Annotated in this window: 19 protein-coding genes and 1 pseudogene; 6 read left to right on the forward strand and 14 right to left on the reverse strand. The window is 33.8% G+C overall.

Going from position 1 to position 13,419, the window contains the following annotated elements:
* Positions 1–32: 32 nt before the first annotated feature.
* The 3 genes from KTB61_RS08835 to KTB61_RS08845 all read right to left on the reverse strand — a co-directional run bounded on the left by KTB61_RS08835 (position 33) and on the right by KTB61_RS08845 (position 3,974).
* The gene (locus KTB61_RS08835) at positions 33–1,334 is read right to left on the reverse strand and encodes an HAD hydrolase family protein (protein ID WP_216697303.1); all 1,302 of its coding nucleotides are present in this window, start codon (positions 1,332–1,334) and stop codon (positions 33–35) included.
* 25 nt (positions 1,335–1,359) lie between these two features.
* On the reverse strand, positions 1,360–2,820 hold the full coding sequence (locus tag KTB61_RS08840) for an aminoacyl-histidine dipeptidase (RefSeq protein WP_216697304.1): 1,461 nt from the start codon (positions 2,818–2,820) through the stop codon (positions 1,360–1,362).
* A gap of 86 nt (positions 2,821–2,906) precedes the next feature.
* Entirely contained in the window at positions 2,907–3,974 is a 1,068-nt protein-coding gene (locus KTB61_RS08845) for a serine/threonine-protein kinase (RefSeq protein WP_216697305.1), read from the reverse strand.
* A gap of 84 nt (positions 3,975–4,058) precedes the next feature.
* On the opposite strand from KTB61_RS08845, the gene KTB61_RS08850 reads away from it, so the two are divergent.
* Entirely contained in the window at positions 4,059–4,520 is a 462-nt protein-coding gene (locus KTB61_RS08850; RefSeq protein ID WP_075758678.1) for a helix-turn-helix domain-containing protein, read from the forward strand.
* A gap of 1 nt (position 4,521) precedes the next feature.
* Here KTB61_RS08850 and KTB61_RS08855 read toward each other — a convergent pair whose 3' ends face one another.
* Positions 4,522–4,683 (reverse strand): hypothetical protein, encoded by a 162-nt coding sequence (locus KTB61_RS08855; RefSeq protein WP_158024870.1) that lies wholly within the window; start codon positions 4,681–4,683, stop codon positions 4,522–4,524.
* A gap of 227 nt (positions 4,684–4,910) precedes the next feature.
* Positions 4,911–5,405: pseudogene (locus KTB61_RS08860) on the reverse strand (putative ABC transporter permease); the annotation flags it as partial.
* An 85-nt stretch (positions 5,406–5,490) separates the two neighbouring features.
* On the opposite strand from KTB61_RS08860, the gene KTB61_RS08865 reads away from it, so the two are divergent.
* Complete coding sequence (locus KTB61_RS08865) at positions 5,491–5,847, forward strand: dehydroquinate synthase/iron-containing alcohol dehydrogenase family protein (protein ID WP_216697307.1); 357 nt, start codon at positions 5,491–5,493, stop codon at positions 5,845–5,847.
* 157 nt (positions 5,848–6,004) lie between these two features.
* On the opposite strand, the gene KTB61_RS08870 is transcribed toward KTB61_RS08865, so the two are convergent.
* Positions 6,005–6,274, reverse strand: a complete 270-nt coding sequence (locus tag KTB61_RS08870) for a hypothetical protein (RefSeq protein WP_075758679.1) — start codon at positions 6,272–6,274, stop codon at positions 6,005–6,007.
* Between the two features lie 234 nt (positions 6,275–6,508).
* Positions 6,509–6,748, reverse strand: coding sequence for an XRE family transcriptional regulator (locus KTB61_RS08875; RefSeq protein WP_216697308.1), 240 nt, complete (start codon positions 6,746–6,748; stop codon positions 6,509–6,511).
* 159 nt (positions 6,749–6,907) lie between these two features.
* Between KTB61_RS08875 and KTB61_RS08880 the strand changes: the two genes are divergently transcribed.
* From KTB61_RS08880 to KTB61_RS08895, 4 genes are all read left to right on the forward strand, one after another.
* Positions 6,908–7,291 (forward strand): helix-turn-helix domain-containing protein, encoded by a 384-nt coding sequence (locus KTB61_RS08880; RefSeq protein ID WP_075758681.1) that lies wholly within the window; start codon positions 6,908–6,910, stop codon positions 7,289–7,291.
* A 40-nt stretch (positions 7,292–7,331) separates the two neighbouring features.
* Complete coding sequence (locus KTB61_RS08885; protein WP_216697309.1) at positions 7,332–7,505, forward strand: hypothetical protein; 174 nt, start codon at positions 7,332–7,334, stop codon at positions 7,503–7,505.
* A 43-nt stretch (positions 7,506–7,548) separates the two neighbouring features.
* Entirely contained in the window at positions 7,549–7,749 is a 201-nt protein-coding gene (locus KTB61_RS08890; protein WP_075758683.1) for a hypothetical protein, read from the forward strand.
* Between the two features lie 175 nt (positions 7,750–7,924).
* Entirely contained in the window at positions 7,925–8,599 is a 675-nt protein-coding gene (locus tag KTB61_RS08895; protein ID WP_216697310.1) for an Ig-like domain-containing protein, read from the forward strand.
* A 497-nt stretch (positions 8,600–9,096) separates the two neighbouring features.
* Here KTB61_RS08895 and KTB61_RS08900 read toward each other — a convergent pair whose 3' ends face one another.
* The 7 genes from KTB61_RS08900 to KTB61_RS08930 form a co-directional block, all read right to left on the reverse strand.
* Positions 9,097–9,810 (reverse strand): hypothetical protein, encoded by a 714-nt coding sequence (locus KTB61_RS08900; RefSeq protein WP_216697311.1) that lies wholly within the window; start codon positions 9,808–9,810, stop codon positions 9,097–9,099.
* On the reverse strand, positions 9,797–10,231 hold the full coding sequence (locus KTB61_RS08905) for a Panacea domain-containing protein (RefSeq protein ID WP_216697312.1): 435 nt from the start codon (positions 10,229–10,231) through the stop codon (positions 9,797–9,799). The genes KTB61_RS08900 and KTB61_RS08905 overlap by 14 nt, the downstream gene beginning before the upstream one ends.
* 400 nt (positions 10,232–10,631) lie before the next feature.
* Entirely contained in the window at positions 10,632–11,420 is a 789-nt protein-coding gene (locus KTB61_RS08910) for an N-acetylmuramoyl-L-alanine amidase (protein ID WP_216697313.1), read from the reverse strand.
* Between the two features lie 32 nt (positions 11,421–11,452).
* Positions 11,453–11,857, reverse strand: a complete 405-nt coding sequence (locus KTB61_RS08915; protein ID WP_216697314.1) for a phage holin family protein — start codon at positions 11,855–11,857, stop codon at positions 11,453–11,455.
* A 25-nt stretch (positions 11,858–11,882) separates the two neighbouring features.
* Positions 11,883–12,707, reverse strand: a complete 825-nt coding sequence (locus KTB61_RS08920; protein WP_216697315.1) for a phage baseplate protein — start codon at positions 12,705–12,707, stop codon at positions 11,883–11,885.
* 10 nt (positions 12,708–12,717) lie between these two features.
* Entirely contained in the window at positions 12,718–13,137 is a 420-nt protein-coding gene (locus KTB61_RS08925; protein ID WP_216697316.1) for a hypothetical protein, read from the reverse strand.
* Positions 13,138–13,156: 19 nt separating this feature from the next.
* Positions 13,157–13,387 (reverse strand): hypothetical protein, encoded by a 231-nt coding sequence (locus KTB61_RS08930; protein ID WP_216697317.1) that lies wholly within the window; start codon positions 13,385–13,387, stop codon positions 13,157–13,159.
* Positions 13,388–13,419: the final 32 nt, after the last annotated feature.

The following is a 13,419-nucleotide window of genomic DNA, read 5'->3' on the forward strand; positions in this document are numbered from 1 at the left end:
TTAGAAAGGCCTAATTGAAATAATATTAATTTTTAATATTTTACTTCTGGTTTATTGAAAACTCTTTTTATAGGTTCAAAGTTTCTTTTTAGCTTTTTCACCATAATATTCCGATCTGAATCTTCCACATATACATCATATTTCTCTTTCAGACTTCCAAAAGTGACTACCTTATGTATATCCAGTATTTCTAAAAGTCTCTCCAGCATATGCTCTCGTGTTGCATCACGATGATACAGCTTAATATAAGTATATCCTGGATAATCCACAGAATCATACATTACAATTCTATACTCGTTTATCCATTGCTGCTCCAAAAGTCTCTGATGCAGCTTTTCAATCTTGCCTCTTTCATCTATGATCGTAAAATAAACTACATTTTCACCTTTAGGTAAAGAATGTTTAATATAATTACGAAAAGGTGATTTTTTCATTTGCTGATAAATTTTCAATACTGCTTCATTGTTTAGTTCTTCATAATAAATAATCAGAGAATCATCGATTACTACATTTGTAAAATATGCTACATGCTCTTCTTTCATAATATCTATAATTCTTTTAGCTTGTTCATATGTCATATGATAAGACATAAGGTATGAATTATTTTCTATATCATATAGAACTGCTCCATTCATTGCAATGATTGGAAGTTTTAAATTCACCCCGTCTAACGATTCTCTTACAGACGCTGGAGTACGAATAGTTGACACTGTAAACATAGCACCTTGTTCAATCATTCGGTTTAATTCCACTTTACTAAATGGTGTTAATTCATCATTCTTCGTCAGTATTGTGTCATCCACCCCTGAAACAAACAGCACATCTCTCCTCTTTTCCCGCGGAAGATGGAAAGAGTTAACTAATATGGCAATTACCACACCAAGCAAGGTGTCCCATACTCTGTCAAGCACGAATAAAAAAGGATTTTTATCAAAAATATGCATAACTGTAATGCTCAGAAAAACCACACAGGAAAAATATGATGCATTTTTACATTCTAATAAAACTGTAGTATATAAAACAACTCCTGTAAAAAATGAAATCATTAAATAGTAGAAAAAACTTCCAAAACTCCAGAGTTGAAGCCCATATACTTCTATTATGATTACAATCAGTCCCCAAAAAGCTCCTATAAAAGTTCCTATGGTTCTTTTTCTTGCCATCTTCATACTGCTACCATGGTAGGGCTGAATACATTGCAGCACGGCTAATGCCGAATAAAAAGGAATTCCTGTCTTGCCCATACAAAAATAGACAGCAAAACATAATATTACAGCACATACAGAACGTACGATTCTCTGTCCCACAGGAGGTATTTTTAAATTAAGTCTCATCTTCTAACCCTTACTTTTTCAGCTATTATAAGCATTCTGTCAATCGTTTTAATACTTCTTTTAACAATTTATAAAAACGTTCAAAGGAGTCCAGCGGAAGGCATTCTTTTGGAGTATGACATTCGTAGATGGCCGGACCGACTGCTATGGCATCCAATCCTGGAAGGGCATCCGAAAACAGACCACACTCCAGTCCTGCATGAATCGCTTCTATTTTCAATTCTTCATGAAATAATTCTTTATAACTTTCTTTAAAAATTTCTCGAATCGTAGATTTATCAACATAACTCCATCCAGGATATTCCCCCATGAAATCACATTGAAATCCGAATATATCTGCCAGTAATATAATCTTCTGCTTCATATTGTCCATTAAAGAAGCTACAGAAGATCTTGGAGAAAAAACTATTGTAACAGAATTTTTTGAAGTTGCTACAATCCCCATATTGGAAGAAGTTTCAATAAATCCATCCATTGTCATATTTCTTTTTTGAACTCCATTCGGAGCCAGATACATGGCATTGACCACATCTGTTCCATCTTTTTTAGAAAGAGCTGCTGCCTTCCCTTTTTTTAATGATATTTTGCAGGAAAAATCCGGTTCGCTGGCAATAACTTCTTTTGTTATTATTTCTGCCATATCCAATGCCAGTTTTTCGGCTTTTTCAGCTTCCTGATAATCTGTATAGATTAGAACTGCATCACATTTTCTTGGAATAGCATTATCCTTATTACCGCCATTAATACTGACAATATTCCCATCCGTATCTTTTAGTAATCTATATAATATTCTAGCCATTAAAAGATTAGCATTCTCCCGTCCTTTACCAATATCTGAACCCGAATGTCCACCCGTCAGGTGATCTATAGATATCTGTAGCAATATTCCTTCTAAGGATTCTGTCTCTACATTCTTTGAACAATTGATACGTAATCCTCCGGCACAGCTAACTGTTGCAATTCCTTCTTCCTCAGAATCCATATTAATCATTGTTCTGGCATGGATCAAAGATTTGTCCAGAAATGCTGCTCCATTAAGACCAATTTCTTCCTGTGTTGTAAATACGCACTCTAATGGCGGGTGTACGATATTATCATCATCCATAACCATTAACATCAATGCAACGGCAACACCGTTATCGGCACCAAGAGTTGTTCCTTTTGCCATCAGATTTCCATCTTTTATCATTAAATCTAATCCGTCCTTAAGGAAATCATGGTCTACATCAGAATTTTTTTCACATACCATATCAATATGCCCCTGAAGCATAACTGCCGGAAGATTTTCTTTTCCTTTACTTCCTTCTTTTTTGATAATCACATTATAAAATGAATCCTGATGATACCATAATCCTCTCTCCTGGGCAAATTTGACAAGATAATCACTGATTTCCTTTTCGTTTTCAGATCCACGTGGAATTGCACTGATTTCTTCAAAAAAATGAAATAATTTTTCCGGTTCATAACCTGTGATCTTATAATCCATAATGTATCACCTATTCCTTCCTGGTTTTTGTACTTTTATGTAAATATTTTTTCCTGTTGATAAACTTGCTCCATATTTATGATGTATTATTCCATTATAGACATTATACCTGCAAAAATAAATACAATCAGGAATACAATCAGTATCTGCAGCAGCCAGCTCCATGGTTTTTTATCTTTCCATTTCCCAAGGATTATTGTTTTTATATCCATATAATCCGAACAAAAGAGAATGGAAATAAAAAAACACAAGAAAAGGGTACTTCGTTGTAACCACAATGTTTTTCCTGTCAATATATTACCTGCTACATCTGTAAGTTCTATGGTAAAACAGAACCATCCAAGAAAAAAGTATCCGAAAACAGCAGAAATCATTTTTACTGGATGACCTGATCTAAAACCTGGAAAATTCAAAATATTTCTTTTTTTCTTCATAATCCCCATGGATATTTGAATATCTTTCTGCAATTCCCTCACATCCTGGTATCTTGAATTTACATCAAGTTTTATACATTTTTCTATAATCTTCCTATATTTACCAGATGGTGCTTTTTCATGCGGAAATTTACCAGTCATCATCCTGTGAAATGTAATTCCAGCCGCATATATATCTGAACGTGCATCAGACTGTCCAAAACCATACTGCTCAGGAGCTGCATACTCTTCTGTTCCTAGTAATTCTGTATCTCTGCTTTGCCCTGGTTCATAGTTTCTGGCAGCATTAAAATCAATTAAATATAAAGTTCCTTCATTACTTATCATAATATTTAGAGGCTTTATATCTCTATGAATCACCGAAACTTCTAAATGATGAATCTGATCTAGGATTTTGCAAAGATCTAACATCAGTTTTGCTGCCGTATCTTCATCTAAGGGACCTTCGTTTTTCAAAAATTGTTCTAGATTCCGTCCATGAATATATTCCTCAATAATAATGGCATTGGCTTGATCACAATAAATATGATAAACTTCTGGAATTCCTTTTATATGATTGCCCATTATCTGCTGATAAACTTCTTTTGAATACCAGCTTGTTGTTTTCTTTACAAAAATTTCTCCTGTATCTTTTTGTTTTACCAAATACACTTTCCCTGATTCATCCAATGGTGTTAGTTCATCATAACATGATAATTGGTATTCCTCTTCTATTGTCATAAAACAATCCCCTATCACTCTTGTATAATTACTTCACCTATTGTATCATAACAAAAGATAAAAGAAAAATGCGAGGTAATCATCATGTCAAATCCATCAACAGAACAACTGAATCACAGATTAAAATCTGCAACTTTAGCTTCCTTTCCATCTTATCTAAAAGAATTATCTGCTGCTCCAGATTTACAGGAATTTTTTTCCTGCTATATTTCTCAAAATAATATAACACCTGCAGAGATTATTAGAAATAGCGGCATATCTCAAAGTTATGCCCATGAAATATTAAATGGCAAGAAGCCTCATCCCTCCAGGGATTATCTCCTTGCCCTTTGTCTTGGTGCGAATATGGATTTAAATACAACGCAACATGCGTTAAGAATTGCACAATTAGGTGAATTATATTCAAAAGTTCCAAGAGATGCTGCCATTATGCTTCATATTAACCAGAAACAATGGAATATTACAAAACTTAATCTTTTTCTAACAGAGCATAATCTTGATATCATTCATTATGCCAAAAATCTGACAGACAACTCTGAGTTTTAAATTATTTTTTATTATTATAAATAATATAAAAACCTAATCCGATTCCTGCTCCGGTAATAATCGGTATGATCATTTCATTTGTTATTATTCCAGTTGTCATTCCAATTATAAATATGATAACCAGAGCACATAATGTTCTTAAAACTAATTTGATTATATTCATATTCTGTCTCCTTTTATTGTCCTTCATTAGTTTTTATATCACAACTATTCATGGTCAAAACCAAATACAATAACAATACTTATATAAATAACTGTATGTTTGGTCTCTATTATGTAGTTTAAAATATAAGTTATCTGGATTATAGCATGTGGATTTACAGATTACAATTCTAATTTTATGAAGTAAAAAGAATATCCCTTCTTTTGATTTATACCATCTTTAGTATTTTATTTTACAGATTTAGCATTTGAATAAATTCTTTCCAGACGCTCATCATTATAATGTTCATCCACCCACATCTGCCAGCTGTCACTTGCCTGAATTCCATCCTTTCTTTGAGCAGATCGTGTTAAAGCCATACATGAAACTACAATATTACAACTCATAAATAGAATCAATATCCATGTGAAGATTTTTCCCCATAATAAAGGAAGCTTCTCTATTATTTTAGAAAAGAACGGATAAAGATGTTTGATCCAGACCACAGCTGCAATTCCCCAAAAAAAGCAGTATAGTAGATTAATCCTGCCTCCAAGATTAAAAGGAATCTTGCTGTAATCCCAGAACACAGTACCAAATATCATCTCGGTAAAGACACTGCAGAAATATTCATATGCACCTCCTAAAACGGTTCCTACAATAAACAAAAAACCATCCGAACGGTCTTTATATTTATATAACATTGCAGTTACAGCTGCAATTGCGAGACCCCAGGCACTTGAAGATCATCGCAAACAAATCTGCAGTTATGCTCTTGAGCAAGTAGTTCTGGCAATCGTTGTCACAACCGGAATTGCTTCCATTTTCTTGACCCGTGACTTTACACCTGATTATAACAGTGGTCTTGCCCATGCGATTTTCTATGCTTTGACCAAGTACCCTGTCATAGAGGAAAAGCATCTCCATGGTGAAGTCGTTGGATTTGGAGTATTATTTGCGCTACTCTGTGATGAACAAGAGGAAGAATTTCTCAAAATATATAAGCTCAATAAACAACTTGGTCTCCCGACAAAACTTTCTGAGATTGATATCACACCGGATGAATTTAGAGAAACGATTACACGGATTCCTTTCATGTCTGATGTCAACCATTATCCTTATCCGATTACAGAAGATATGCTTTACCAGGCATGGAACAGATTGAAAAAAATGTCTGTTCTATAGAAGACGGCTCATTTAGGCGACTCACATTTATTTCTATGTTCATACAATTAGAATGACAATCGCAACAAAAAATATGCATAACTTATATAACATAATTTACACAGATAAGTTTTTTGTGTTATACTATTTTTACAAGAAGAGCTTTCGCTCTCCTTAGCTAATGTAATAGCTTATGGATAATCAATAAGATTATCCCGATGATTAAGTCCGTCAGTGCCTGTCGCAACCAGTCTCTATCGGGTTTTTTCTTTTTAATATCTAAAAAATGGACCATCCAGGACTCGAACCTGGGACCATATATCAGTACTTCTTGAATCAGAAGATCTCTTTTTATTTCTCTTAAGGGATCTTCTTTTATGCTCTTCCATGCTTTAATAAGTACAATTATTTCCAGAATAAGAACCCCGACTATTACTAATTTTGTCATCTATATATTTCGTCTTTCTCACTTCCTGGTTATTCAACCAATCCTCTTAATTGAATCTCTATTGAAGGTTTTGGAAATAAAATCGGCGTTCAGAATTATCTAATGTCTACTCGTTTGCTTGAACTATGTCATAAATGGCTTTCTGAACAGCTTTAGCAAAAGTTTTTCAACACCAACTCTTCTAAAATACTTTTTAGTACTTTCACATCTACATCCCTCCTTCCTTTGATTTTTTTATTTATCTCTGATTTGCCTTAACTCTACTCTTTGTAGAGTAGCATGGTAAAAAATATTGTCTTGCAGAATCCTATAGATTCTACTTAACATCTCCATTTCTGGAATCCATGGAACAATTTTTCCTTTTTCCCAAGATATAATCGCGGCCCTCGTAACTTCCTTTTTTTCAGCTACTTTTTCCTGTATTAGTTCAGCATTTACTATTGCTGTAGCTAAACTAACCTGTATTGCTTTCAAATGTTTACCACTTTTCTCAACTTTTTGTAGATATTGTAATTATATAAAAAGTAGATATCAATACATTTTGTAGATTATTTTTACAATTTATATTGTCCTTTTCTACTTAAAGTAGTATGCTTTAAATAAGTTATTTATCTCAAAGAAAGAGGTGAACATATGGGGAACGATTATTATAAAGATATTTTTTCAAAAAACTTAACAAAGTACATGGAACTCAATGAAAAAGATCAAATGGATTTAATTAATGATTTAGGATTTAACAAATCTTCTGTATCGGCTTGGTGCAATGGAACAAGATTACCGCGAATGGATAAAGTTGATGCTCTAGCTAAGTATTTTGAAATTAATCGTTCTGATTTAATAGAAGAAAAGGACGAAAATGCATCAACTTATTATCTAAACAACGAAACAAAACAAATTGCTCAAGAAATATACGAAAATCCAGATTTACGAATTTTATTTGATGCATCAAAGAACGCTTCTCCGGAAGATTTAAAATTTGTAATTGAAATGGTAAAGAGAATGAAGGGTGATGACTAGATGTCCGTACTTTTGGACAGCCAACGTAATTTACAAAGATATGCCAGATGGATTAGAAAATTATCCAATCGTTTTAAATTCTTGCCTAAGCTTTGAACAGAAGCGTATATCTACACAACATGAAATAGAGCATATCGAACGCGGTGATTACGATGATATTCAAAATGTAGATATTTTAGAATATTACCGACATAATATTAAAAATTTAAGCTAAATTCAATATTGATAATTTTGACCATGAAAGGGGTTGTGCAATTATGAAATTTGGAATGAGGAAGCCAAGTTTAAAAAAATCCATTAAGGCAAGAACTACAGCTAAAGCCAAACGCGCAATTAAAAGGGCTGTTATTCCTGGATATGGGAAAAAAGGAACTGGCTGGATAAAAGATCCAAAAAAGTCTGCATATAATAAAGTTTATAACAAGACTACATTCGGATTAAAAGATTTACTTAAATGAAATAGAAAACCGCCCGGCGGCAACCAGGCGGCAAAAATAGCAGAGAATAATCCTCCATCTATAAACAAATTATATTATACCAATTAATTATATTTTTTACAATTACAATGGAGGAAAAAGTATAAAAAAGAAACTACTATGTATCCTACTAACATTTGCATTACTATTACCTGTAATGCCAGTTCAGGCAGACGACACCTGTGAACATAATTGGAGCAACTGGTCCACAGATTATGAAGCAACATGCGGAGATACAGGAGAAGAATCCCGTTACTGCTATAATTGCTATGAAACTCAAACCAGAGACATTCCCGCCAAAGGAAATCATGACTGGGACGATTGGTATGTTGTAAAAAGTGCCACCATCTACAAAACAGGATTGAAAGAACGCGAATGCTGGTATTGCTACACAACACAAACAGCTACAATCCAAAAATTAAAACCTTTTGTTAAATTTACTAAAAAGACCGTAAAGATAAAAGCAGGAAAAACTTATAAATTAAAATTAAAATATGCCAAAGGTGATTCTGCAAAGAAATGGAAATCTAGCAATAAAAAAGTTGTTACTGTATATAAATCAGGAAAAATTAAGGCCAAAAAGAAGGGGACTGCAAAAATTACAGTTACGATGAAATCTGGCAAAAAAGCAACATGCACAATTAAAGTATCTGCAAAAAAGAAGTCTTCTTCAGCTAAGAAATCTAACAAGGGTGGAACTGTTTATTGGGTACCAAACGGATCCGTGTATCATTGTACTAAAAATTGTCCTACATTGAGTCGTTCTCGTACAATTTATAGCGGTTCAAAATCTAAATGCCCTAAAAAGCGAGCATGTAAGGTTTGTTATTAACTTGTTTTTCTGCAAAAGTTAATAAATCAAAATAAAAAACCACCCAGCATAGCTGGGCGGCGGAACCTATCAACCAAGGATGTTGATATAGTCCTACTTCGCAACTAGAATTATATCATACATCCTACACAAATTACAAATGGATAGGGTGTATTTTTTGCACCTTCACTAAAAGGAAGCCAGAATGCTTAATGGCAGAAATCATGAAAATCACATAAATTTATACGAAAAAAAGAGCTAAGATATGATATACATTCTTAACTCTTTTTTTATTCACTTGTAGGAATATTGTAGGAACGACCTACTTTTCCTTACTTTTTACTACTTTTATCGTTCCAAAAAAACCACGAATTTTAGCGGTTTCTTAGAATTTACCTGCTTTAGCAGCTTCTTCAATGAAAGCTTAAAATCATGGTTTTATGCGGTTTCTTTGACGTGTTTATAATAATAATGTAGAAATAATTTGATTCCTACAGCTTTTATTTTTGATTTTTGAGTTACCTTATTTCTGTTAATTTATCTATAATTAGTTTTCTTACTGCATAAAGTAATGCTATTATACATGCAACAACAAATACATTCATAACTATAATTCCAAGAAATATTTTGTTCATATTAGTTGTTGTCAGCTTAAAAGCAATATTAGCATTTACTGTAATCAAGGCAAATATCGCAACAAATATAGATACGATTCCTATTAAATCCGCATATAATTTTTTAATATCCATAACTGCAGAATTAACTTGATCCTTTACAATATCTTGCTGCATTTTAAGATCCTTGCTAATCTTGGCTATATAGCACATCCTATTACATTCTAACATTACATGATCATACAATTTATTAAAGGATGCTTCTACATTCTTATTATCTTCATCATTCTTAAGATTTCTCTGCACTAATTGCAAGAATGCCTCCATATTATCTTGCAATCTAATTATAAAAGTGGTTTCTTTTTTCATATTTTGTTGAATAGATGCAGAAATTACAGAATATGAATGTCTATTTCCATTTGAGTATAACTCATACAATCTATAATATATTTCTAACAAGCGTTCACTACTAGTATTTTTATCTTGTGCTATTTCTATAACCATCTGCGCTATTTCTGCAGACACATTATCGGCATCGCTTTCTTCATTTCTTACTTTGCTACTATTTGTATGGACATCTTCATCAAGAAATATCTTATCATTATTAGTTTTGTACATAATTTCTCATCACTTCCTTCGGTATTACCTTATCAAAATTTCCATTAAAACTTTGATGCCATGGTCCACCGACTTTATGCGATCTCTCTACTAGCTCCCACGGATCTAATTCAATACAAGCATCTGTTACATTATCTATTAAATTCTTATCTCTTACCGAAAACATACTTTCTGTACTCTGCATAATTCTTGGCACAATCGCATGTCTTCCGAAAATATTATACTTATAATACACTTCTTTTACTACTGGTCCATGTCTCCATGCTTGAATATCATCCCAGAAAGCGCATTCATCAAATTTTCTTAGAAAATTCAATTGTACATAATATAATATTTTTTGTAACTGTAAGTTAGATACTGGTCGGCCCAATCCTGCACATCTGTCCACAATATAATCTGCTATATCTACTGCACTATACATAATTTTTCACCTCCCAAAATATCAAAAAGCTGCTACTTCAAATAAGTAGCAACTTATAGTAACTGTTAACTGATTCTATTTGCATCTATCTACTATTATACTCTTTTATACACTTCTATGTGCTTCTATCTGTTATTTATTATACACGTTTTGTGATATTTTGGATACATCATATATAGATTTTTCATTTTGAATTTTACAAGATATTGTGGTTTTGGATTGTGTTTTAATCTAAATACACAAGAATTGCAAACAAAGAAGACAGAGATTTCTCTCTGGCAAAACATTATTATTTATTGCTTCCTATTAGAATATAGAGACTTGCATGTATTTCTTATTCCGAAAAAAATAAATAAATTTTTGCATAAAAAAAAGACCGGGATTTCTCCCGGCCGTAATCTTACACAATCTGTAAATATTTTGTTGGTACCCAGCTGTTAAGCTGTTTAATAAGTGCTTCCTGCTGTCCGTTGTTTGTCTGGACTTTTGTTACTGTGTATTTCTTTCCGATATATGCAGATGGGACATCTTTTCCATTAGCAGATCCTCCATACTTCGCATTTCCGACAATTTTAACAGATACACCTGTTTTAAATACTGCTGCTACCTTAGCAGTTGCACTTGTTTTGATTGCATGCCCTACGATTGCTTCTGCAATAGCTTTTCCAATCGCATCCGCACCAACTGTTTTGTACAGAAGATAATCATCTTTATCATCGACAAAACAGATTTCGAACAACAATGCTTTAGCCTTTGTGTGGTTCAGATAATATAAATTAGATTTAGTTTTATATGGATCTCCATGGGATGTGAATCCTAATTTCTTCATATTAGCTACTGCTCTCTTAGCCACTTCTTTCTTCAATCCTGTGTATGCTGTAGCCCACACTTCAAACCCACCAATCTTTTTATCTCCTTTGTGATCATTACGACCGCTGTTAAGATGAATGGATGCATCGAGTCTTACATTATGCTTATTGCATTTTTCACAAATCTTTTTAAGCACATCCATCTGGCTTGTTCCATTGCTAACTGTGCAATTATATGCTGTTGCTCCTTCCTTTTTTAGATACTTAATAATTGCTTTTGCAATCTTTCTATCTTCTTTGGATTCGTCCAATAAGTCTGACGCTCCACACGCAATTTTCCCAGATGGATTGTGTCCACCATGTACATTATAACTTGCCATTTTATTTACCTCCTAAAATAAAAATAGGACGATTACTCGTCCTCTGAATCCTTATCTCTCAACTGCAACAATACATCACGCATCTTTTCCGGAATTTTTACAAATATCGCTGCATTTTCAAGTAAACTAAGCGCTTCATTCGAAATATAGAACATTATTACAACTTCTCTTAGTGGTACCGTACCGCCAATCAGCTGCTGAATCACAAAAGCAACAGCAATCACAATAAACATCATAATTTTTTTTAATAAACCCTTAAACCCAATTTCAGATGACAGCTGTTTTAAGTATACAGCTTTCATGATTCCGGTTATGTAGTCGACTACTGCAAGAAATACAATCGTCTTTAGTAGTATGTCCCATCCCCCCATCCAATAAGAAAAGAATCCTCCGGTGATTCCAACTGCAACGCTAATCCAATTGAATAATTTATCCATTTTTTTCATTTCCTCACTTTCCTTTCTATGATACCCGCACCCACATATATACAGTGATATATGGCTGCATGTTATTATGTTCTTGTCCGCCGCCAACGTTGCTTTGACTAAGTGTATGTGCATGATTCGGGACAGTGTGTGTATGTGCCCCATTATCTGTAATAACACCACTCCAACTTGACCCCGTTCCGTCTACATGAATTATATCCCTTGCACCTTCGGTCTTGGTTTGGTTCTTTAGGACCTTAAACTTATGTGTATGTCCTCCTGACTTAGAAATGGAGCAACTTCCACTGCTGTTTACTTTTACATTATGTCCATGGGAAGGAATCTGATCAGTTGTCAATGTAACTGTCTCTGTACCTCCTGTTTTTCCAGGAGTATTATATTTTTCAACTTCTGGATTTACGCCCACAATTGTTCTGCCTTGTCCATACACTTCCCATTTTCCACCTAGCAAATTCTCTGGAGGAATTTCAGATGTTGCAAGAAAAAGAGAGCCTACCGGATATGTTACATCCAGCAATCCCTCTTTTACAGTTTTTATTAATGCATCCATTCCATCCAAACGTGTTTTAAGAGTATCGGATACGTTTCCATCTGCATCGGTTCTAGCATCTACAACTTCCGCAACTGAAGGATTTTCAGAAGACATGTTTTTAATATACTCATCAAATCTGGTATTCAAATCTTCCTGTCTCTGTTTCGTATCATTTACAGACATTTCCATCTGTGTAACTGATTCTGTTACAAAAGAATTAATCGTTTCGAAGCCAGACGCGATTGATTCTCGAACATCTTTTCCAAAAATAGCTGTCCGTACATTTTTTACTACTTCTAATATTGTCATCTACTCACCTCTACTTAAACATAAACTCCATTGCCATATAGTCTGTTGCGGTCGGAACATTGAATCTCTCGCTCTCATCACATTTATCCAATTCCGCCACATCCACGGTATGAATATCCAAGTCAATTTCTTCTCCTAAGAGGTCCGCATACTCTTTATTACACTGTTCCTGCGCGTCCCCAGAAAATACATACATCCCAGTCTCTCCGTTGTTCGTTTTTACAGTCTTGGTCTTTGCTTTGCCATCCTTGTCCTTGTCTGCGTAGGATTCACAAATCTTAATCCGCTGTTCTTCCAGTTCCTTAAATTCGCTTTCTAACATTTTCAAATTCTTTGCAACTGCGTAATTAACTTTTGCTGGGAATGTTTTCTCTGCAACTTTCAGCAATCCTTCCAATCTTCCTCTGATTTCTCCAAGTTTCATCTTCATAACTTGTTACCTCTCTTTCTTATTCCTCTGTTGCTTCTGCATCTTGTAATGCGTAGAACTCTTCCGTAAACGCTGCGATGTCTTTTCTTACTTCTGCCTTATTGTCTGCATATAAGGTTTTGTCCTGAATCGTCTGATTAATGTTATCAGAGCTGCCGTCAGAAGATATGGAGGCATTTAAATAAACCACTTGTTTATCCCCGATTTTTACAGTTCCCGTTAACGTTGTTGATTTTTTTGTTTCCAGCATAATTTTGCTCCTTTCGTGTGAATAATTAAAAA

Origin of the sequence: Anaerostipes faecalis (genome assembly GCF_018982945.1) — a bacterium.
Classification (GTDB): Bacteria; Bacillota; Clostridia; order Lachnospirales; family Lachnospiraceae; genus Anaerostipes; species Anaerostipes faecalis.

What these genes read in the sequence shown, in the direction of transcription:
- KTB61_RS08835 (WP_216697303.1), bottom strand. Translation starts at nt 1,334, where the DNA reads ATGAGACTTAATTTAAAAATACCTCCTGTGGGACAGAGAATCGTACGT.
- KTB61_RS08840 (WP_216697304.1), bottom strand. Translation starts at nt 2,820, where the DNA reads ATGGATTATAAGATCACAGGTTATGAACCGGAAAAATTATTTCATTTT.
- KTB61_RS08845 (WP_216697305.1), bottom strand. Translation starts at nt 3,974, where the DNA reads ATGACAATAGAAGAGGAATACCAATTATCATGTTATGATGAACTAACA.
- KTB61_RS08850 (WP_075758678.1), top strand. Translation starts at nt 4,059, where the DNA reads ATGTCAAATCCATCAACAGAACAACTGAATCACAGATTAAAATCTGCA.
- KTB61_RS08855 (WP_158024870.1), bottom strand. Translation starts at nt 4,683, where the DNA reads ATGAATATAATCAAATTAGTTTTAAGAACATTATGTGCTCTGGTTATC.
- KTB61_RS08870 (WP_075758679.1), bottom strand. Translation starts at nt 6,274, where the DNA reads ATGACAAAATTAGTAATAGTCGGGGTTCTTATTCTGGAAATAATTGTA.
- KTB61_RS08880 (WP_075758681.1), top strand. Translation starts at nt 6,908, where the DNA reads ATGGGGAACGATTATTATAAAGATATTTTTTCAAAAAACTTAACAAAG.
- KTB61_RS08885 (WP_216697309.1), top strand. Translation starts at nt 7,332, where the DNA reads ATGCCAGATGGATTAGAAAATTATCCAATCGTTTTAAATTCTTGCCTA.
- KTB61_RS08890 (WP_075758683.1), top strand. Translation starts at nt 7,549, where the DNA reads ATGAAATTTGGAATGAGGAAGCCAAGTTTAAAAAAATCCATTAAGGCA.
- KTB61_RS08895 (WP_216697310.1), top strand. Translation starts at nt 7,925, where the DNA reads ATGCCAGTTCAGGCAGACGACACCTGTGAACATAATTGGAGCAACTGG.
- KTB61_RS08900 (WP_216697311.1), bottom strand. Translation starts at nt 9,810, where the DNA reads ATGTACAAAACTAATAATGATAAGATATTTCTTGATGAAGATGTCCAT.
- KTB61_RS08905 (WP_216697312.1), bottom strand. Translation starts at nt 10,231, where the DNA reads ATGTATAGTGCAGTAGATATAGCAGATTATATTGTGGACAGATGTGCA.
- KTB61_RS08910 (WP_216697313.1), bottom strand. Translation starts at nt 11,420, where the DNA reads ATGGCAAGTTATAATGTACATGGTGGACACAATCCATCTGGGAAAATT.
- KTB61_RS08915 (WP_216697314.1), bottom strand. Translation starts at nt 11,857, where the DNA reads ATGGATAAATTATTCAATTGGATTAGCGTTGCAGTTGGAATCACCGGA.
- KTB61_RS08920 (WP_216697315.1), bottom strand. Translation starts at nt 12,707, where the DNA reads ATGACAATATTAGAAGTAGTAAAAAATGTACGGACAGCTATTTTTGGA.
- KTB61_RS08925 (WP_216697316.1), bottom strand. Translation starts at nt 13,137, where the DNA reads ATGAAGATGAAACTTGGAGAAATCAGAGGAAGATTGGAAGGATTGCTG.
- KTB61_RS08930 (WP_216697317.1), bottom strand. Translation starts at nt 13,387, where the DNA reads ATGCTGGAAACAAAAAAATCAACAACGTTAACGGGAACTGTAAAAATC.